The 19579-nt window shown below is 63.0% G+C and carries 15 protein-coding genes; 9 read left to right on the top strand and 6 right to left on the bottom strand.

Going from position 1 to position 19579, the window contains the following annotated elements; genetic code table 11:
* Positions 1-41 precede the first annotated feature (41 nt).
* Together K0F86_RS18680 and K0F86_RS18685 are read left to right on the top strand one after the other, a co-directional pair.
* Entirely contained in the window at positions 42-962 is a 921-nt protein-coding gene (locus K0F86_RS18680) for a bifunctional helix-turn-helix transcriptional regulator/GNAT family N-acetyltransferase (protein ID WP_219135789.1), read from the top strand.
* Positions 963-1167: 205 nt separating this feature from the next.
* Positions 1168-2229 (top strand): GGDEF domain-containing protein, encoded by a 1062-nt coding sequence (locus K0F86_RS18685; RefSeq protein WP_219135790.1) that lies wholly within the window; start codon positions 1168-1170, stop codon positions 2227-2229.
* Here the strand turns inward: K0F86_RS18685 and K0F86_RS18690 are convergent.
* The gene (locus K0F86_RS18690) at positions 2208-2528 is read right to left on the bottom strand and encodes a hypothetical protein (RefSeq protein WP_219135791.1); all 321 of its coding nucleotides are present in this window, start codon (positions 2526-2528) and stop codon (positions 2208-2210) included. The genes K0F86_RS18685 and K0F86_RS18690 overlap by 22 nt on opposite strands.
* A 171-nt stretch (positions 2529-2699) precedes the next feature.
* Between K0F86_RS18690 and K0F86_RS18695 the strand changes: the two genes are divergently transcribed.
* Entirely contained in the window at positions 2700-3620 is a 921-nt protein-coding gene (locus tag K0F86_RS18695; protein ID WP_219135792.1) for a hypothetical protein, read from the top strand.
* Positions 3621-3785: 165 nt separating this feature from the next.
* The gene (locus tag K0F86_RS18700) at positions 3786-4928 is read left to right on the top strand and encodes an AI-2E family transporter (protein WP_219135793.1); all 1143 of its coding nucleotides are present in this window, start codon (positions 3786-3788) and stop codon (positions 4926-4928) included.
* Positions 4929-4938: 10 nt separating this feature from the next.
* On the opposite strand, the gene K0F86_RS18705 is transcribed toward K0F86_RS18700, so the two are convergent.
* The 3 genes from K0F86_RS18705 to K0F86_RS18715 form a co-directional block, all read right to left on the bottom strand.
* On the bottom strand, positions 4939-6669 hold the full coding sequence (locus K0F86_RS18705) for a methyl-accepting chemotaxis protein (RefSeq protein ID WP_219135794.1): 1731 nt from the start codon (positions 6667-6669) through the stop codon (positions 4939-4941).
* Positions 6670-7017: 348 nt separating this feature from the next.
* A complete protein-coding gene (locus K0F86_RS18710) occupies positions 7018-8628 on the bottom strand; it encodes a toxin-antitoxin system YwqK family antitoxin (protein WP_219135795.1) in 1611 nt (536 codons plus the stop codon).
* A gap of 40 nt (positions 8629-8668) precedes the next feature.
* Positions 8669-9586, bottom strand: coding sequence for a DMT family transporter (locus tag K0F86_RS18715; RefSeq protein ID WP_219135796.1), 918 nt, complete (start codon positions 9584-9586; stop codon positions 8669-8671).
* A gap of 102 nt (positions 9587-9688) precedes the next feature.
* On the opposite strand from K0F86_RS18715, the gene K0F86_RS18720 reads away from it, so the two are divergent.
* The 3 genes from K0F86_RS18720 (at position 9689) to K0F86_RS18730 (ending at position 11772) form a co-directional block, all read left to right on the top strand.
* Positions 9689-10477 carry a helix-turn-helix transcriptional regulator gene (locus K0F86_RS18720; RefSeq protein WP_219135797.1) on the top strand — a complete coding sequence of 263 codons (789 nt, stop codon included), beginning with the start codon at positions 9689-9691 and terminating at the stop codon, positions 10475-10477.
* Between the two features lie 116 nt (positions 10478-10593).
* Entirely contained in the window at positions 10594-11193 is a 600-nt protein-coding gene (locus K0F86_RS18725) for a MarC family protein (protein ID WP_071075094.1), read from the top strand.
* A 33-nt stretch (positions 11194-11226) separates the two neighbouring features.
* Entirely contained in the window at positions 11227-11772 is a 546-nt protein-coding gene (locus K0F86_RS18730; RefSeq protein ID WP_219135798.1) for a DinB family protein, read from the top strand.
* Here K0F86_RS18730 and K0F86_RS18735 read toward each other — a convergent pair.
* Both K0F86_RS18735 and K0F86_RS18740 read right to left on the bottom strand, forming a co-directional pair.
* Positions 11737-12927: an MFS transporter gene (locus K0F86_RS18735; protein WP_219135799.1), complete on the bottom strand. Its 1191-nt coding sequence runs from the start codon at positions 12925-12927 to the stop codon at positions 11737-11739. The two genes, K0F86_RS18730 and K0F86_RS18735, sit on opposite strands and share 36 nt — an antisense overlap.
* On the bottom strand, positions 12924-14105 hold the full coding sequence (locus K0F86_RS18740; RefSeq protein ID WP_219135800.1) for a serine hydrolase: 1182 nt from the start codon (positions 14103-14105) through the stop codon (positions 12924-12926). Before K0F86_RS18740 ends, K0F86_RS18735 begins: the two co-directional genes overlap by 4 nt.
* 113 nt (positions 14106-14218) lie before the next feature.
* On the opposite strand from K0F86_RS18740, the gene K0F86_RS18745 reads away from it, so the two are divergent.
* Both K0F86_RS18745 and K0F86_RS18750 read left to right on the top strand, forming a co-directional pair.
* Positions 14219-15109, top strand: coding sequence for a LysR family transcriptional regulator (locus K0F86_RS18745; RefSeq protein ID WP_219135801.1), 891 nt, complete (start codon positions 14219-14221; stop codon positions 15107-15109).
* Between the two features lie 204 nt (positions 15110-15313).
* Positions 15314-17029: a methyl-accepting chemotaxis protein gene (locus K0F86_RS18750; RefSeq protein ID WP_219135802.1), complete on the top strand. Its 1716-nt coding sequence runs from the start codon at positions 15314-15316 to the stop codon at positions 17027-17029.
* Positions 17030-19579 lie beyond the last annotated feature (2550 nt).

The following is a 19579-nucleotide window of genomic DNA, read 5'->3' on the forward strand; positions in this document are numbered from 1 at the left end:
AAGCAATAATCTGCCATAAGCAAGCAAATGGGAGGTGTCACATGCAGGCGGATCAACTCAGCGAGCGCACGGAGATCGTGCGTCGTTTCAACCGTTTCTATACGCGCCAGATTGGCGTGCTGCATGAACATTTGCTGGATAGCGCGTTTTCGCTGACGGAGGTGCGCATCCTGTATGAATTGGCGCACCGGGAACAACTGACCAGTGCGGACTTGTGCCGCGAACTGGGCTTGAACGCTGGCTATCTGAGTCGGGTCATTGCCGGGTTTGAAAAGCAGGGGCTGATCGCCAAGACGCGCTCGCCCACGGATGCGCGCGCGGCCCGATTGCAGCTGACCGAACAGGGACAGCACACGCTTGCGCCCCTGGTCGATGCCTCGCGGCGCGAAGTGACGGCCATGCTGGAACGCTTGCCGCCAACGGCGCAGCAGGAACTGGTCGCTGCCATGGGACAAATCCAGGGCTTGCTGGGGGAAGCATCGCCCAGTTATATCCTGCGCAACCCGCAACCGGGCGACATGGGCTGGATCATCCACCGGCAAGCCGTGCTGTATGCGCAGGAATATGGCTGGAACAACGAGTACGAGGCACTCGTTGCCGACATCCTCGCCAAGTTCGTGCGGGAATTCGACCCGGCCCGTGAGCGCTGCTGGATCGCCGAGAAGGACGGCAAGGTGATCGGTTCCGTCTTCATCGTGCGCCAGGACGATACGACGGCCAAGCTGCGCCTGCTGTATGTCGATCCCTGCGCACGCGGCCTGGGCATCGGCAGCCGTCTGGTCGACGAATGCCTGCGCTTCAGCCGCCAGGTGGGCTACACGAAAATGGTGTTGTGGACCAATAACATCCTCACCGGTGCGCGCCGGATCTACGACAGGGCTGGCTTCGAGCTGGTCGAGGAAGAGGCGCATCACAGCTTTGGCAAGGACTTGGTCGGCCAGGTGCTGGCGCGCGAGCTGTAAGCAGGTGCAGCTGCCCCCTGGCGTGGCAGCGACTGTGGCGGCGCTAGGACACTGGCTGCCAATTTCCTCGTCTGGATCACCAATCCCCCCAAGAAACCAGTACACTAGTTCCTGAGCGCAACTACTTTTGTACGCGCGCCATGCCGCCTGCCGTTGCCGGGAGGCTTCCCTGCCGCAAGGCTTGTTGTCTGCCTGGACAAATGCAATGTTCACTTCGCGCAGCCTGTCTCCTGCCTTCTATTACCTGTTCTTTTCAGGAGAACGGGAGCAGCAGCAGCGCTTTTTCAAGGAACTGCATTTCATTTCGATAGCGATCCTGACGTTTGGCCTGGCTTGCTGGCTGGTCACGTTCAGCCTGACCTTGTCGCGCGCTTCGCTCGATCATGCGCAGGCGGCGCTGGGCGTGGCGGGTATGCTGGTGGGGCTGCTGCTGACCGTCTATGCCAGATCGCTGCAGGCGATCATCGTCAGCGGCACCATCAGCGTGCTGTTCATCGCTTTCGGCTTTCGCGTGCTGATACTGGGCACGGAAGACCCCGCTTTTTGGGTGTTGCCACTGGGCGTGATGATCACCTTGACGACGGCACCCATCTTCAGCGGCATCGCGTATTACCTGGGCGTCTCGCTGGGCGTATGGGCCATCGTGGGGCTGGGGCAGTTTCCCGTGCATGCGGGCCAGGCCGACCAGCATTGGCCCGTGCTGGCCGTCACCATCAGCGTGATCATCGGCCTGGCGCTGAATATCTATTTTCTCGTCTTGCGCATCCATAACTACCGTTCCCAGCGCGAACTGGCGACGATGGCCTACAAGGATGGCTTGACCGGACTCAACAACCGGCGCATGTTTACCCAAAGCGCCCGCATCCTGCAGCGCACGGCGCACACACCCGCGTATTTTTTAATGATCGACATCGACGACTTCAAGCAAATCAACGACGTGTACGGCCATGACGCGGGCGACGAGGTACTGAAAAAGATCGCCGATGTCATCGCGGGGCTGTGTGGCGAACACCTGTGCGGCCGCCTGGGCGGTGAGGAATTTGCCATCATTTACCTGGGCGAAAAGAACGCGGCCTGCGCCTTTGCCGCGCAACTGGTCGATAGCGTCGAGGCGGCTTTCGTACCGGAACGCAAGGTGTCCGTCAGCATCGGCATGGCGGAAATGCTCAAGGAAACGGACTTGTCGCACAGCTACCGGCGTGCCGATGAATCCTTGTACCAGGCCAAGAAAAGCGGCAAGAACCGCTACGTGCTCAACGCCGCCTGAACAACGCCGTCCGGCGCTGCATCGAGCAGCGCCAGCAAGGCTTGCGGTGCAATCTTCCAGGGATCGCGCTGCTCGGGGTCCACCTCGTACCAGCTGTCCAGGGCGCCGATCTTGAGGATGGTCAAGGGGATGTCCTTGCTTTCAAAGAAGGCCAGCATGCGGCGAATCAAACGGCTCACCTTGGCGTGCTCGTCCGTATACAAGGAACAGGTATAGAAGCAGCCCTTCTCTCCCATGCGCAATCTCCTGGCCGCGCCGACACGCGAGTAGAGCACGTACTTGTGCAAGAACTCAGTCACGACTTCATCGTCAACGGGAATACTGCAGGAAATGGTGATCTTGGCCATGGCAAGAGGGACCGTGATTCAATAGTCTAGCTTAGCAGAAAGCGTTTCATTCCTGGAATGCTAAGATCGCGGCGTGCGCATGCCGGCAAGCGGATCGGCATGGCGTCTCGACAAGGATTGCCATTGAACACCCGAGGAAAATTCACTCTGCGCATGCTGTCGCTGTGCGCTACCCTGTGCCTGCCGCTTTCAAGCATCGCGCAAGCCATGTCTGCCGAGGATGCCGCCTTCGTGGCCGCCACCGTGCCCGTGCCCTCGCCGCCGCTGCGTCTGAGCGCGCATCCCGAGATCCGCGCCGACGTCTTCAGGCTGCTCGGCTATGCGCGCGGCAGCTATACGCAGGGCAACACCCTGATCGCGCGCCAGGTGCTCGACAGCATGCAGTCACTGGACGACATCTCGCGCACCCTGCTGCCCGACGGGCGCTCGGTGCTGGCCTCCATCGATGCCGGCACGCGCGGTGCATGGCGCGCCGCCATGCTGTTCGATCCGCAACGCAAGCTGTTGGCGCTGGGCCTCGTCAATGGCCATTGCGCCCCCGCTTGCCTGCCGTCCACGCATGCCGTGCTGACCTTGTTCCTGCCGCCGGGCGCGGAGGACGAGATGGCCGCGCCGCTGCTGGTGTGGGCGCGGCAACTGCCACCGATGCTGGCACAGGCTGCGCCGGAGCAGCGACAAAGCATTGCTGCGGTGGAATACATCACCACGCGCCCCGGCCAGCCCGGCTGGGAACAGCGCGACGTGCCACCCGGCTTTCCCGCCAGCCTGCTGCACCTGCTGCTGCCGAATGCGGAACTGAACAGCAGTTCCAGCGGCGACGAAGCCATGCCCGATGCCACCAGCATCACCCTGCGCAGCTATGCCGATTTCCACTGGGTGCTCAACACCTACGCCAAGCTGGCCAAGGGTGCGCAAGTGCAGGGCCATGACGACAAGGTCGTGTTCACGGGCAACGATACGAGCGGCCGCTACACGGTGACCTTGCGCGAGCCCGACAAGGAAAACGGCGTGTTGATCACCGTGGCCAGCTGGCAGAAAAAGTAAGCAAGCGAAAACAGAAGGAAAGCATTGCCATTACGCACAAGAGCATGGCATTTTGGCATTTTGCGGTATGATTTCCGGCCGTGCGGCGCGGCCTCATCCCTGCCTTGCCCACCTTGCCCTTCAAGCCTGCCACGCTTGCGTAGCATCCTGCCCTAAGGAATTCATATGTTCGGTTTTAACTTGCGTGTTGCCAAGATGGTGTGGACGGCTTTCCTCATCGCCTTCCTGCTCTTTCTCACCTATAAGGTCTCCTCGACCCTGATCGTGGTGGTCTTTGCCATTTTCTTCAGCTATCTCGTGTATCCACTGATCGGGCTGCTGGAGCGCCATGGGCCGAAGCGCCTGCCGCGCACGGCCAATATCGGCATCGTTTTTCTGGTGGTGATCTTGCTGGTGGCGATACTGGGCTCCATCTTCGGGGCGCGCATCGAGGAAGAGGCGATCAAGCTCAGTGATCAATTGCCAACACTACTTAAAGGCAATAATTTTGCCGAGCGCATCCCCTTGCCGGAATTCATGGAACCGCTGCGCGCGCGCCTGCTGTCGTTCATGCAGACACAGCTGAGCAGCGGTACGGGACAAGCCATGCCGCTGGCGAAGGAACTGGGCTTGACCGTCATGCATGCGGCCAGCAACCTGATCTATCTGGTGCTGGTACCCGTGCTGAGCTTTTTGCTGATCAAGGAGGGGCCGGACATGCGCGACGGCTTGCTGTCCCTGCTGAACCGCCCGAACAAGAAGCTCTGGGGCGCCATCATCGATGACCTCGACATCTTGCTGTCGCGCTATGTCCGCGCCCTGCTGCTGCTGTCGATCGCCACGTTTGTCTCCTACAGCATCGCCTTTTCCCTGATGGGCGTGCCGTACAGCCTGCTGCTGGCGGGCGCCGCCGCCTTGCTGGAATTCATCCCGTTTGCCGGCCCGCTGGCGGCCGCCGTCATCGCCGTGGTCGTGGCCGGTTTCAGCGGCTTCGATCACGTGTTCTGGCTGATCGGCTTTATCGCCGCCTACCGTTTGTTCCAGGATTACGTGCTCAACCCGTATTTGATGAGCGAAGGCGTGGAAGTGAGCCCGCTGATGGTGATCGTCGGCTTGCTGGCCGGCGACCAGTTGGGGGGCGTGGTGGGCATCTTCCTGTCCGTGCCCGTGATGGCGGCCATCAAGATCGTCTTCGTGCGTGCGCGAGCGGCCTTGCAGGCGCGCCATGATGCGCTGGAGAAAGCGGAACAGGCGGCGGAGGAAGCGCGCGCCCAGGCCTTGGCCGAGGCGGCGCTATTGCAGGAACAGGGCAGCAAGGTGGCCCTGTAACCTCGCTAGATTAAAACTCTTCCCATTCGCCGCTGCTGTCGGCGGCGGGCTTGGCAGTACGTGGCTGGGCCGGAGCGGCTGCCGAGGCGCTGCGGCTTGGCGTCAGGCGCAACGCCGGGCGTTTCAAGGCCGTGCTGGCGGCGGCCACGACAGGCTTGCGCAAGGCGGGCTTGGCCGCAGCCGGGCCACTATGGGCGGCGTCGAGCTTGAAGATGCTGACCATTTCGGCCAGCGCCGCCGCCTGCTCCTGCATCGATTCCGAAGCGGCTGCCGCTTCTTCCACCAGTGCCGCATTTTGTTGCGTCACGGTATCCATTTCCGCCACGGCTTGATTGATCTGGCCGATGCCCAGTTCCTGCTCGCGACCGGCGGCGCTGATTTCGCCCATGATGTCCGTCACGCGGCGGATGCTGGAAACGATTTCGTCCATCGTCGTGCCCGTCTGGCTGACCAGCGCGCTGCCGGCACCCACGTTCTGCACCGACGCTTCGATGAGCACCTTGATATCCTTGGCGGCGGAAGCCGAGCGGTGCGCCAGGTTGCGCACTTCCGTGGCGACGACGGCAAAGCCACGGCCTTGCTCACCGGCACGCGCCGCTTCCACGGCCGCGTTCAGAGCCAAAATATTCGTCTGGAAAGCGATGCCATCGATCACGCCGATGATGTCGGCGATCTTTTTCGACGATTCGCTGATGGTGCCCATGGTATCGACCACTTGCGCCACCAGCGCGCCCCCTTTCACCGCCACGTCCGAGGCGGAGACGGCCAGCTGATTCGCCTGGCGCGCATTGTCAGAATTCTGCTTGACGGTCGAGGTCAGCTCTTCCAGCGACGAGGCCGTTTCTTCCAGACTGGACGCCTGCTGTTCCGTGCGGCTGGACAGGTCCAGGTTACCCGAGGCGATTTCGTTGCTGGCCGTGGCGATGGCGCCGCTGCCGTCGCGCACGCCGCGCACGGTGTTCGACAGGCGTTCCTGCATCTGTTTCAGGCCGCCCAGCAGGGCGCCCATTTCGTCGTTGCGCGTGATGACGATGTCGTTGGCCAGGTTGCCGTCCGAAATGGCGCCGAAATGACGCAGGGCCTGGTCCAGCGGGCCGAAGATGGCGCGCAGCAGCAAGAAGCTGGAAATAATCGTCAGCAAGGCGCCCACTATCATGCCGATGATGGCCATGGTCACTTGCGTGTGATAGCTGGACTGGCTCTCCGCATACATGCTGGCGGCCGAGCTGACCTGGTATTGCGTCAAAGTTTCGGCGGCCTGGTCCAGGGTGCGGTAGAGGGGAGACAGGCCCGTCATCATCAGCTTGTCCGCCTGCTCGATATTATTTTCGCGCAAAGCCTTGCCCATGGCCAGCACGCCATTATTGATATAGTCGCTGCGTTTCTTGTCCATGTCGTCGGACAGGCGCTTTTCGTCCGTGCTTTGCGGCAAGGTCAGATACACCTTCCAGGCCTTGTTGGACGCTTCCAGGAATTGTTCCGAGCGCGCCAGGGTATCCTTGGCATCGGACGCATCCGGGTGCACCATCACGCGGTCCATCGTGAAACGCGCACGGCCCAGGGCAATTTGCGATTCGCCGATCGCTTGCGTCGATGCCAGCTGATTGCTGTAGACCTCGTTGAGGCTGTTGTTGGCCGATTTCAGGCTGATGATGCTCATCACACCCAGCAAGGCGATCAACACGCCCAGCACACTCATGGTGGCGATCAGACGCATTTTTATTGTTAAATTGGACAGCATGCAGTTTTCCTTGGTAAGGGCGCGACCGTGCCTGTGCATGCCGGACGGATAACGGCAAGCGCCAGATGGGCGAGGCAGTTCTTCATTGTTCAGGACAAAATTTGGTCGATGGAGCGTGACTGGCGGCTGGGGGGAAGGCGGCCCGCTCATCATCGTCAGGAGTGAAATACAGGGCAACAGGGTTGAGGTTTCCTGTACTTTTTAATTTCCTGATTGCAAGATACAGGGAAAGATTACCAGTAGCAATATCCGTCTGGAATTTTCACACTTTGTAACAAGCGGATGATGTTTTTTGCGCAGAACTGGCATTCCGCTGACGTGCGCGGTCGCACCGGAATGCCAATTATGTTAATAGACGGTTTCTTCGATCAGTTGGCCGTCGTCGCGAAAATACTGGAAGCGGCCCGTTTTATTGCCCATGTTGTAGGCGCCGATCTGCTTCGGTTTCCCGTTCTGGAAATGTTCGATGTTGACGCCATGCAGCACACCCTTGTGCCAATTGCGGTGAAATTGCGGCACTTCGCCATCGGGATAAAACAGGGTTTCCACACCATCGCGCTTGCCGTCGGCAAAGCTGCCCTGGTAACGCCGCTTGCCATCCGGATAAAAACTTTCCATCGGCCCCTCAAGCACGCCGAGGCGGTAATGTTCGACCAGCTCCAGCTGGCCATCGGCCGCATATTGTTCCAGCTTGCCTTCCGGTTTGCCATCGAGCATGGTCAGCACTTGCCGGCCGCCATCCGGCGTCGCCTTCTTCCATGGCCCCTGCTTGATGTCATCGACGTAGTTGCCGCCACCGCCAGGTTCGACCCATAGGCCCTGCTTCTTGCCATTCACATAGTTGCCCTGCCATTGCACCACACCATCGACGCGGCGCTCGCTGGGACCGTTCAAACGGTCTTTCACAAAATGGTCGTAACCGGTGAAGCTGTGCATGTCCGCTGCGCGCCATTCGGCCACGCCCGGGCTCACTTCCCAACGGCCCGTGCGCTGGCCCCGCTGCATCATGCCCGTGGTCGTTTCGTCGCCACTTTCATACGTCCATGGCCCCTCGGCCTTGTCGTCGACAAAGGCGCCAGACGAGCGAATGGTCTCCGGCTCTTCGAAGTGCCATACGCCGGTGCGCTTGCCCTGCGCATACAGGCCGCGGGCAAACATGCTGCCCACGCAGCAGTTGACGTCATATTCGATAAACAAGCCATCCTGGCTGGCGGCAAAGCGCTGCGGCTGCGTTTCCCAGGTGATCCACTTGACGTGATAACTGGGCGCATGGCCCCCTTCCCACCCCTTGCCCAGCAGATACGTGACGGTCAGGGAATGGCCATCCTTTTCCTGGTACGTCTTTTTATAGGCAAACGCGGGCGCGTCGGCCGGTTTGCCCGGCAGTAACTCGCCATCGATATTGAAATAGCCGACCAGGGCGCCGTGCGCATGCTCGATGGCGTCGAATTCGGCCACGCCCGAGGGCGCATACGCGATGCTGTAATCGATCAGTTGCAGGGACGTCAGCGCCGCGCGTACCCGCGCTTCATCCATGACCTTGGCACCGTGCACGATGGCGTCCAGCGCCGGTTGCAAGGTGGCCACCTTGAACATCTTGCCGCCGCTGCGCTCGTAGCGGTAGGCATGCAAGCCATAGGCATTCGCACTGCGGCTGAGCACCAAGGTGGTTTCACCTTCGCTGTCGAGGTCGAGCTGGAATACGGCTTCGATGCTGGCCTTGCCGTACCTGTCCAGGTTCATGCGTTTCTCGCTGCCCTCGTTGCACTGGCAGTAGTAGCCGTTGACCTCGCCATTTTCCCGCAGGAAGGCCAGCACCACGCCGCCATCGCGGCGCTCGATGGCGCTGGCGGTGGCCATGGGGACGCCTGCATAAAAACGCGGCGCCGCCTGTGCCGGGGCCAGGGCGCCCAGCGCCAGCAGCGCCGCCATCGTGCTCATCCAAAATGTTTGCCGCATGTCAACTCCACTGCCGAAAACCGCCATTATGCATGGCCATTCAGGCAATCCCGGACACCCCAGGACGGTAGCGGCCAAACAGGGGCCGCTGCACCGTCTGCGCCAGCAGCACGCCCAGCAGCGAGATACCGCCGCCGACCAGGTGATATATATGCATGCGCTCATGCAGCCAGACGATGGCCAGCAAGGCCGTCAGCAGGGGCAGCAGGTTGACGTAGATGCTGCAACGGTTCGGCCCCAGCAGTTTCACGCCTTCGATCCACAAATAGGACAGCACGATGGACGAGCCGATGCCCGCATAGCCGATCAGGGGCACGGTGGTGGCGTCCAGCCTGGCGCTGCCGGGCGGCAGCAGCAGGAACAGCGGCAGCATGCAGGCCAGGGCGGCCAGCGCCTGGCAATAAATGGCTTGCCAGGCGGGAATCGTTAAACGCCAGCGGCGCAGCAGCACGCCGTACAAAGCGAAGATCAGGCAGGCCAGCAGCATCAGCGCGTCGCCCGCATGCACGCCCTGCTGCAGCAAGGCCAGCACGTCGCCGCGCCCCACCAGGTACAGCAAGCCGCCAAACGACAGCACGCCGCCGGCCGCCATGCCCACCGTCAAGCGCTCGCCCAGCAGCAGCACGCTGAGCATGGCCGTCATCAGCGGCGCCAGCGCCGTGACGATGGCCATGTTCGTCGCCGTCGTCGATTCGGCAGCGCGGTAGGACAGGCTCTGGAACAGCGCCATCGACATCACGCCGCACAGCGCCAGCTGCCACCACTGGCGCCGGATGGCGGCGCGGTTGCGCCACAGGGGGCGGGCGATAAACGGCGTCATCACCAGCAAGACCAGCACCAGGCGGTAAAAGGTGATGGCCGTGGGGGCGATGCTGGACGCGGCCAGCTTCGAGACGACGACGTTGCCAGCCCACAGCAGCATGGCCAGAAACGGATACAGATAGGCGCGCACAGGCATGCGTAGCTCCATAAATAATTGCGGGAGAACCATCATGCCGCAGGCGCGCCGCGCTTTCTCGCGCTAAGATGTCCATACCTATCGCAAAACTGACCCTCTTTTATGGATTGCACCTCCGCCGCCTTTCAGGAATTGCTGCCCGTCACAGCGCGCGCCATGGCGCTGGCCGTCGACTATGCGCACGGTCACGTGATTTCCGTGCACCGCCACACGCATGCGCAATTGCTGTACGCCATCGAGGGCGTGATGACCATCGAGGCGCAGGGCGGGCGCTGGGTGGTGCCGCCCACGCGCGGCGTATGGCTGCAGCCCGGCATCGCGCATCAGGTGCGCATGAGCGGCGCCGTCAAGATGCGCACGGTGTTCGTCAACTGCGCCAATTCTCCATTGCTGCCTGACCACAGCTGCGTGCTCGACATCAGCCCGCTGCTGCGGCAACTGATCGTGGCGGCCGTCGACATCGCGCCCGATTTCACGGAAGGCAGCCGCGACTGGCATCTGCTGCAATTGCTGTTGCACGAGCTAAATAGCCTGCCCGTGCTGCCCCTGCATCTGCCGCTGCCCTTTGACGCGCGCCTGCGCGGCATTTGCGCGCGGCTGATGGCGCAACCGGGCGAACAGCAGACGGTAGCGCACTGGGCGCAGGAACTGGCAATCACCGAGCGCAGCCTGCACCGCTTGTTCCAGAAGCAGACGGGCATGCGCTTCGGCCAGTGGCGCCAGCAGGCGCGATTGCTGCGGGCGCTGGAGCAATTGGCGCGCGGCAGCAAGGTCATCGATGTGGCCATGGACAATGGCTACACCAGCCAGAGTGCGTTTACGGCCATGTTCAAGAAACATTTCGGCACCACGCCGACGGCGTTTTACCAGGCAAAAGTCATCGCCGCGTAAAAAAAATGCTGCTATGCATCAATAATCATGGGCGAGAGTCGCCGCTCTTGTTATCATCGCAAGCCTTATCGCACCGCGCCCATCCTGGCAGCGGTGTTGACCTCAATCACACCACCATGACACAGAATTTCTTCCAGACTTTTATCCTGCTCTTGCTCGTCACCGACCCGTTCGGCAACGTTTCCCTGTTCGTCAATGCCCTGAAACGGGTACCGGTCGAGCGGCGCTGGAAAGTCGTGGTGCGCGAATGCATGATCGCCTTCGGTATCTTGCTGCTGTTCATGTTCTTTGGCCGCCATTTCCTGAACGCCTTGCAATTGTCGGAAGTGGCGCTGCGCATCGGCGGCGGCGTCATTTTGTTCCTGATCGCCATGCGCATGGTGTTTCCACAACCCAACGCGGGCAATAGCGACCACGAGATGGGCGGCGAACCGTTCATCGTGCCGCTGGCCATCCCCGCGCTGGCCGGCCCGTCGGCCCTGGCCACCGTGCTGCTGTTTTCCTCGCATGAAGTCAATGAAGTGATCGCCCACGTGGCGGGCTTGACGGCCGTGGCCGTCGTCTGGCTGGCCGTCTTCCTGTGCGCCGAACGCTTGCAGCGGGCGCTCGGTCCAAGGGTCATGACGGCGTTCGAGCGCCTGATGGGCCTGATCCTGACGGCGATGGCGATTGAAATGCTGCTGGCCGGCATACGCGCGTTTTTGAAGTCTGTATAAAATAGCCTTTCATTCATTCACGGAGGTTTGTCCATGAGCCGTTGCGCCCACATTTGCCTGATGGCCGATTACAACCAGTGGATGAATGCCAAGGTCTACGCGGCGGCGGCCAGCCTGCCGCCCGGCGAGCTGCAACGCGAGCGGGGCGCCTTTTTCGGCTCCCTGCTGGCCACCTTGAACCACCTGATGGTGGGCGACACCCTGTGGCTGCAGCGCTACGCCAAACACCCGGCCGGCTTTCCCCTGCTCGACCCCATCCGCGCCATTACGCCGCCCACCTCGCTGACACACCCGCTGTTCGCGGCCGAGGATTTTGCCGCCATGCACGCGCACCGGCTGTGGCTGGACCAGGTCATCATCGACTGGGCCGCCTCCATCCGCGAAGAAGACCTCGACCATTTGCTCGACTACCGCAACAGCAAGGGGCCGAACCGGCGCGAGTTCTTCAGCCTGCTCATGCATTTCTTCAATCACCAGACGCATCACCGGGGCCAGGCGAGTACCCTGCTGTCGCAGGCGGGCGTGGACATCGGCGATACGGATTTACTGTTTCGCATCCCCAACCATATCGAGGACTGACGGCGGGCGGTACAGCCACGCTTTCACCGCAATCGCTGCCAGCGCCAGCACCACCAGCAGCGCGCCGCAGGCCAGCGCCCCCCGCATGCCATAGGACTCGATGGCCATGCCACCGGCCAGCGCGCCCAGCGTCACGCCCAGGTTGATGGCGGCGATATACACGCCGATGGCGAACGCGGGTGCCTCGCGCGCTTCACTGCTGAGCCACACTTGCGTCACGATCAGTCCGCTCGTATGCGCGGCGCCCCAGAACAGCAGCAACACGGCCAGGGCCAGCCAGCCGATGTCGCTGCCCACATGCCGGTACAGCAACCAGTACGCCAGTCCCAGCAGCAGGGGTTGCAGCAACACCGTGCGCAGCACGTGCGTGCCCAGCTGGCGCCCCGCGAACAGATTGCCCGCCACGCCACCCACGCCAAACACCACCAGCGCCAGCCCCGTCTTGCGCGCCGACAAGCCCGCCACCTGCTGCAGATACGCGGCCGCATACGCATACACGGCAAACATGGCGGCAAACACCAGCACGGCGGCGGCAATGGTGAACCACAGGGCGGGTTTGCGCAGCACGGCCAGCTGACGGCCATACGCCAGCGGCGCCTCGCGCGGCGTGTCCGGCAAGAACAGGTATAGCCCCAGCGCCGCCAGCACGTTGACCAGGGCGCAAGCCAAAAACGATGCCTCATAGCCAACTTGCGCGGCGATCCAGGTGGTCAGCGGGATGCCCAGCACCATGCCCATGCTGGTGCCCGTAAACGCATGCGCGCCCGCCCGCGCCGCCTGCTGCGGCGGATACAGGGCGGCGGCCGCCACCATGGCCAGCGAAAAATATACGGGGTGGAACAGGGCTGGCACCACGCGCAGCGCCAGCAGCAACCCGAAGCGCGGTGCATACGCCGAGGCCACGCTGGCCAGCGCAAACACCAGCAGGGAGACGATCAGCGCCGGTTTGCGGCGCCAGCGCGTGGCCAGCAGCACGAGGAAAGGACCGCCCACGGCGATCACCAGCGCGAACAGGCTCACCAATGAGCCCGCCTGCGCGGCCGTCACGCCAAAGCGCTGCATGATCATCGGCAAGATGCCGACCACGCCAAACTCGATGCAATACACGCCAAACAGGCCCAGCGCGAGAAAGACGATGGGATGCGGGCGCGTCATGGCATTTCCTTGGCGCCATACACGGCCTGGCACAGTTCCGTCACAAACGGCCCCGCCATGCCCTCCAATGCCGTATTCGTGAACGCCACCACCGACAATTCCTGCGCCGGGTCGACAAACCACGAGTGGCCATACGTGCCGCCCATGCGCCAGCTGCCCGCCGATTCCGGCGTGGCGGCCAGTTGCGGATCGGTCAACACCGTAAACCCCAGGCCGAAGCCACGGCCGGGCCAGAACGGCAAGTCGAAGCCGTTCGTCTGGCTTTCTCCCATCTGGCGCGCCAGCGCTGGCGGCAGCAGCGGCGCGCCGCCCAGGCGCAAGGTTTCCAGCAGGTGCATGAAGTCGGGGGCCGAGCCGAGCATGCCGGCGCCGCCGGACGGGTACGCCTGCGCGTCGAGCGCCCTTGCCGGAGATAACGTAAAGCCTGCCATACCGTCGAGAAACGGCAGATGGTCTTCCCCCGCATCGAGCAAACGCCGCGGCCGGGCTTCTCCCGCTGCGCGGTCCGCATACGCGACGGCCAGGCGCGCCCCGTCCGTGCTGATAAAACCCGTGTCGCGCATGGCCAGCGGCGCCGTCACCAGCTGTGCCACGGCTTGCGCCAGCGGCAAACCAGTCACCGCTTCGATCACGCCGCCCAGCACGTCGGTGGCGATCGAATACGCCCAGCGCGTGCCTGGCGCGTATGCAAGCGGCACGGTGGCCAGGCGGCGCAGGTTGTCTTCCAGAGAAGTACGGGACGCATCCATGCCGTCCGACACCCCCGCCTGCGCATACGCGCCGCCCGGCGGCTGGAAAAAGCCGTAGTCGAGCCCGGCCGTGTGCGTGAGCAAGTGGCGCACGGTCATCGCCGCCACCGTGCCGTCCGGCTGGCGCGGCGCAAAATACGGCAGCCAGCGCGCCACCGGGTCGTCCAGGCCCAGGCACCCCTGTCCCACCAGCGCCAGCGCGGCCGTGGAGACGATGGGTTTGCTGACGGACGCCAGGCGGAAGACGGCGTCTTCAACCATGGGCGTGCCCGCCTCGCGGTCCAGGTGGCCGGCGACGCGCCGATAGATTTCCTGGCCACGCTGGCGCACCAGCACCACGGCGCCCACCAGGCGTTGCTGCTGCAAGACGGCATCGAGCAAGGGATCGATGCGGGCGGACAAGGCCGCAGGAGAGAAGTGGTACATCATGGCGTAGCCTTTCAAATGATCAGGCTGCCAAGGTAAGGCAGGCGCGATCAAAGAAAAACAGGCTATAGTTTCTGTCTGTGCGGACGTTGGCATCCGCAATCAAAAGGGAAAATATGGATAACCTGGCGGGATTCACTGCCTTCGTGCAGGCGGCGGAGCTGCGCAGTTTTGTCGCGGCGGGCCGCGTGCTGGGCATTTCCGCCTCGGCCGTGGGCAAGAGCATCGCGCGGCTGGAAGAGCGCCTCGGTGTGCGCCTGTTTCACCGCAGCACGCGCAGCATTGCGCTGACCAGCGAAGGCACGGTGTTTCTCGAACGCTGCCGTCGCATCCTGGGCGAGATCGAAGCGGCCGAGTTGGAGTTATCCAACAGCAAGAGCGCACCGCAAGGCCGCTTGCGCGTCAGCCTGCCGCTGGTGGGCAGCTTGCTCAATCCCGTGCTGGCGGCCTTTGCGCGTGCCTATCCGCAGGTGGAACTCGATCTCGATTTCAGCGACCGCCGGGTCGACGTGATCGAGGAAGGCTACGACGCCGTCGTGCGGGCGGGAGAGAGCGCCGACAGCCGCCTGATGAGCCGCCAGCTGGGCCAGTTCCAGCTGCAGCTGGTGGCCGCGCCCGCCTATCTGGCGCAGCACGGCACGCCCGCGCTGCCCGCCGACCTGGCGCAGCACACTTGTTTGCTGTACAAATTTCCCAGCAGCGGCAAGGTCGAAGCGTGGCCGCTGCCCGAGTGGCCCGCCCTGCATGCGGCGGGCTTGCCGGCGCTACTGAACTGCAACAATGTCGAGACCCTGCTGCACTTTGCCGAAAGCGGCCTGGGCATCGCCGCCCTGCCTGACTTTGCCGTGCGCGCGGCGCTGCACGCGGGCCGCTTGCAGCCGGTGCTGGATGCGCACCACCGGCACGACGGCGCCTTCCGCATCCTGTGGCCCAGCAGCCGCCACCTGACGCCGAAACTGCGCGCCTTCATCGACTTCCTCACTGCCCACGTGTTTCCCCAGCGCTGATGTTTCCTGCGCTTGCGCTCGTTGTTTCCACACGACAACTTATTCAATTTGCTACCAATTTTCAAATTTCTGAGGACTTGATACAAGTTTTTGTATTGCGGTGCGAAATTTTGAGGAACAATTACAGGCTGGTCGCCCCTACGTACAAACCCGTAGCCTTGGCCTGTCGACGTTTTCCCTCACTTCCGCACCACGAAAGCAATCATGTCACTCACACAATTCAAAATCGGCACCCGTCTCGGAATCGGGTTTGCTGTCGTCCTCGGCCTGCTGGTGGCCGTCTTGCTCGTCGGCCTGTATTCCATGGGTCAACTGAGCGCGCGCACCCACGACATCGTGGCCGACAAGAACGTCAAGATGGCGGCCGCCAACACCATGAGCGACAACGTGCGCAACATTACCCTGGCGATCACGAGCATTGTAGTGGCGCCGACGGAAGCGCTGGTGCAGGCGGAACTGGCAAAGATCGGCGAAGCGCGCAAGAAATACGGTGCCGCCAAGGAAACCTTGCAAAAGAAAATCTCGACGGACAAGGAAACGGCGCTGATGGCCGAACTCGACGCGGCCCTGAAATCGGGCGCGCCGCTGAACAACAAGGTCATCGAGCTGCGCAATGCGGGCCAGACGGAAGAGGCGATCGCCTTTTTGACGCAGCAGGCGGCACCGAGCCTGAAGATCGTGCTGGGCGCGCTCGACAGCCTGGTCGCGTATGAAGGCGAACAGGCGGCGCAGGCGGCAACGGATACCGAAACGCTGAGCGCCAGCGCGCGCGCCTACATGATCATCCTGGGCAGCGTGGCCGTGCTGCTGGGCGCTTTTGTTGCCTGGATCATCACGCGCTCGATCACCCAGCCCATCAATGCGGCCGTCAGCGTGGCCGAAACCGTGGCCTCCGGCGACTTGTCGTCGCACATCGTCGTCAATTCCAGCGATGAAACGGGACGCCTGCTGGGCGCGCTGAAAGCCATGAACACCAGCCTGCTGGGCGTGGTGGCGCAGGTGCGCCATGGCACGGAGGCGATTTCCACGGCATCGAGCGAAATTGCCGCCGGCAACCTCGACCTGTCTTCCCGCACGGAAGAGCAAGCCAGTTCGCTGGAAGAAACGGCGTCGGCCATGGAAGAACTGACTTCCACCGTGAAACAGAACGCGGACAACGCGCGCCAGGCGAACCAGCTGGCGAAAAGCGCATCGGAAGTGGCCGTGCGCGGCGGCAGCATTGTCTCGCAAGTGGTCGACACCATGGGCACCATTAACGCGTCGTCGAAGAAAATCGTCGACATCATCGGCGTCATCGACGGCATCGCCTTCCAGACCAACATTCTTGCCTTGAACGCGGCCGTGGAAGCGGCGCGCGCGGGCGAGCAGGGACGCGGCTTTGCCGTCGTCGCCACCGAGGTGCGTAATCTTGCCCAAAGATCGGCTGGCGCAGCAAAAGAAATCAAGGAACTGATCGCCGCCTCCGTCGCCAACGTGGACACGGGTTCGCGCCTCGTCAATGAAGCGGGCCAGACCATGGGCGACATCGTCGACAGCATCGTGCGCGTGACCGACATCATGGGAGAGATTACCTCCGCCACGCACGAGCAAACCATCGGCATCGAGCAGATCAACATGGCCATTGCCCAGATGGATGAAGTGACGCAGCAAAACGCGGCCCTGGTGGAAGAAGCGGCGGCCGCCTCGCAAAGCATGCAGGAACAGGCGGGCGAGCTGGCGCACGTGGTGGGCTTCTTCAAGACGGGCAACCATGTTGCCAGCGTAAGCAAGCTGAGCCCGGCGCGCGCAGCAGCGCCAGCGCCAGCCATCGCACGCCCTGCGGCCCGGCCAGCGCCCGTGCGCAAGGCCGTGGCGGCCGCGCCGGCCGCGCCGGCGCGCCGCAGCAATGCCGGCGCCGAAAGCGAATGGGAAGAGTTTTAACTAATAGCAACATCCTCGCCACACGAAAGCCAGGCAGGAAGTTGCTGCCTGGCTTTTTTTCGTCCGCAATCGCCACTTTTTTTGCCGCAAAGCCCGCGCAATAGGCGAAAGTGCAAAACACGCGCCGCGCATACCCTTTACAATCCCCGCTCGCTTTACAAAATATTGGTCATCATGAATCAGGCAGAACAGCAGCGCCTCCTGGCTATCCTGGAGTATTGGCACAAGATCGAATTCTTTATCCCGTTTGACCTGAATCAAATCACGGACGTTGAAGACCAGTCCACCGTGCGTCTCCTGCAGCGCGAACAGCTGGCGCAATTGCCGCTGCAGTTCGCCACGCAATGGCAAGTGCCGTCCGACCGCGAGATCGACGGCTTTTCGCTGTTCCTCGGCGTGTTCGACAAGGCGGAAATCAACAAGGCTTGTCCGCCGGCCAACGGCCCGGAAAACATCGCCGAAACAGAAAAAACAGAGCTGCTGGGACGCTCGTGCTTTGCCCGCCTGAATCTCAATGCGCTGGGCGAGCCGCAGTTCGACCCCGTCTCCGTGTCGACGTTACCGTGGGCGCTGGGCCGCGCGCGCACGCCGGACTGGTCGGGCCTGAGCCTGGACGCCTTCAGCGACAGCCAGCTGGTGCTGCAAGACAGTTTGCGCAATTTCGCGGCAAGCCGCGCCCCGCAACAAGTGACGGACGAGGCGGGCAATGTGTCGTCTCCCCTGTCGGGCATGGAAATCGCGGCCCTGGCCGACCTGTTGCGCGACTGGGCCGGTTTCCACCCGGCCGCCGGCCAGCCGCTGGCCGTGCTGGAATTGCGCACGCGCAAGAAACGCGCCGCCGTGGCGGAAGGCAACCTGGCTGAGGCCAGCCAGAACCGCAGCCTGAACTTCGACGACGCGGTGGAACCGTCGATCGATATCCTCAACAGTTTTTACCTCGATGACCTGGAACAGATCATCCGCGCCGTGCGCGGCGGCAAGCTGCCGGCCACGGTCGCCGCCTACCTGACGCCGCTGGCGCAGGATGAGCGCATCGACCTGTACAGCCCGGCCGGACGCCAGGCGCTGGCCGCCATGCTCAATCCGGGCAATATGAACCGCGGGCACTGGCTGGAAGACGCCAGCTACGCCATGAGCCTGATGCAGCAGTTCGCCATCCACGGCGCGCGCACGGGCTTGAGCGAGCGCGGCATCTTTTCCGTCAACGGTCCGCCGGGCACGGGCAAGACGACCTTGTTGCGCGAATTATTCGCCGACAACATCGTGCGCCGCGCGGCCGTGCTGTCCTGCCTGGACCGTGCCGGCGATGCCTTCATCGGCAAGGTGGCAGTGGCCTTCGAAGGCGTGCGCGACCCCATCACCATTGCCCGCTTGCGGCCCGAACTGACGGGCTTTGAAATGGTCGTCGCCTCGTCGAACAATGCGGCGGTGGAAAACATTTCCGGCGACCTCCCGAAACCGAAACAGCTGGGCAAGGAATGGGCGCGCACGCGTTACTTTGAAAGCGTGGCGCGCCGGGTCGTGGCCGACGGCAATGGTGCCAACCGCGCTTTGGCCGAACAAGAGGCGCCATGGGGCTTGATGTCCTGCGCGCTGGGCAATAGCGCCAACCGCCGCCGCTTCATCAGCAATTTCTATGACGACGACTGGGACAAAACCACGGCGCGCAAGACGCCGAACGCGCAAAATATCCGCCAGTGGCTGGCCAGCTACCAGGGCGTCAGCTTCGCCCAGGCCGCGCGCGAATTTCGCGAGACGGAACACGTGGTGGAAAAAGCGCTGGCCGAACACGCCCAGTACGCTGCCCTGTGGCAAGCCGTGGGCACGTGCACGGAAGCCGATTTTATCCAGGCCAGCCAGCAGGCGTTGATTGCAGCCGAGCAAGAAATGGATACGGCGAATGGCGCCCTGTCCGGCGCGCTGGCGCAGCAGGACACCCTGCTCGCCAGCAAGAAGGAATTGCTGGAAGAGGAACGCTTGGTGGCGCTGACGCAGCCCGGCTTTTTCGCCCGCCTGTTCCGCACGGCCCCGGCGCGCGCCTACAAGGAGGCCGTCATCGCCAACGCCGAGGCGCAGCGCCAGGCCGCGCGCGACGTGTCCGCCATCAAACTGCTGCTGAAGGGCGAGCTGGAGCCACGCTGCGAGCGCGCCCGCAACAGCCTGCACATCGCCCTGCGCACGGCGCAATCGCGCCAGCGCGAATGGGATGACAGCACGGAACTGCTGCGCCGCGCGCGCATGCGCTTCCCCACCATCATCGCCCCGGCCACCCTGGACGAGCTGGACGGTGACGCGCTGCAAATTGGCGGCCTGTGGCATGAACCGGCGCTGGCGCGCCTGCGCTCGCGCCTGTTCGCCAAGGCACTGGCCCTGCATGAAGCGTGGCTGGCGGAAGTGGCGAAAAAGGGCGGCCCCGGCTTTGGCGGCAACTTGCTGGCCGTGTCGAAATTGCTGAAAAACAAGCGCGCGTATGACCAGTCGCACATCGCCATGGTCTGGCACAGCCTGTTCATGGTGGTGCCTGTCGTNNTGTCGTGTCGACCACGTTCG

The sequence above is a fragment of the Janthinobacterium sp. UMAB-60 genome (assembly GCF_900095235.1).
Lineage (GTDB): Bacteria > Pseudomonadota > Gammaproteobacteria > Burkholderiales > Burkholderiaceae_D > Janthinobacterium.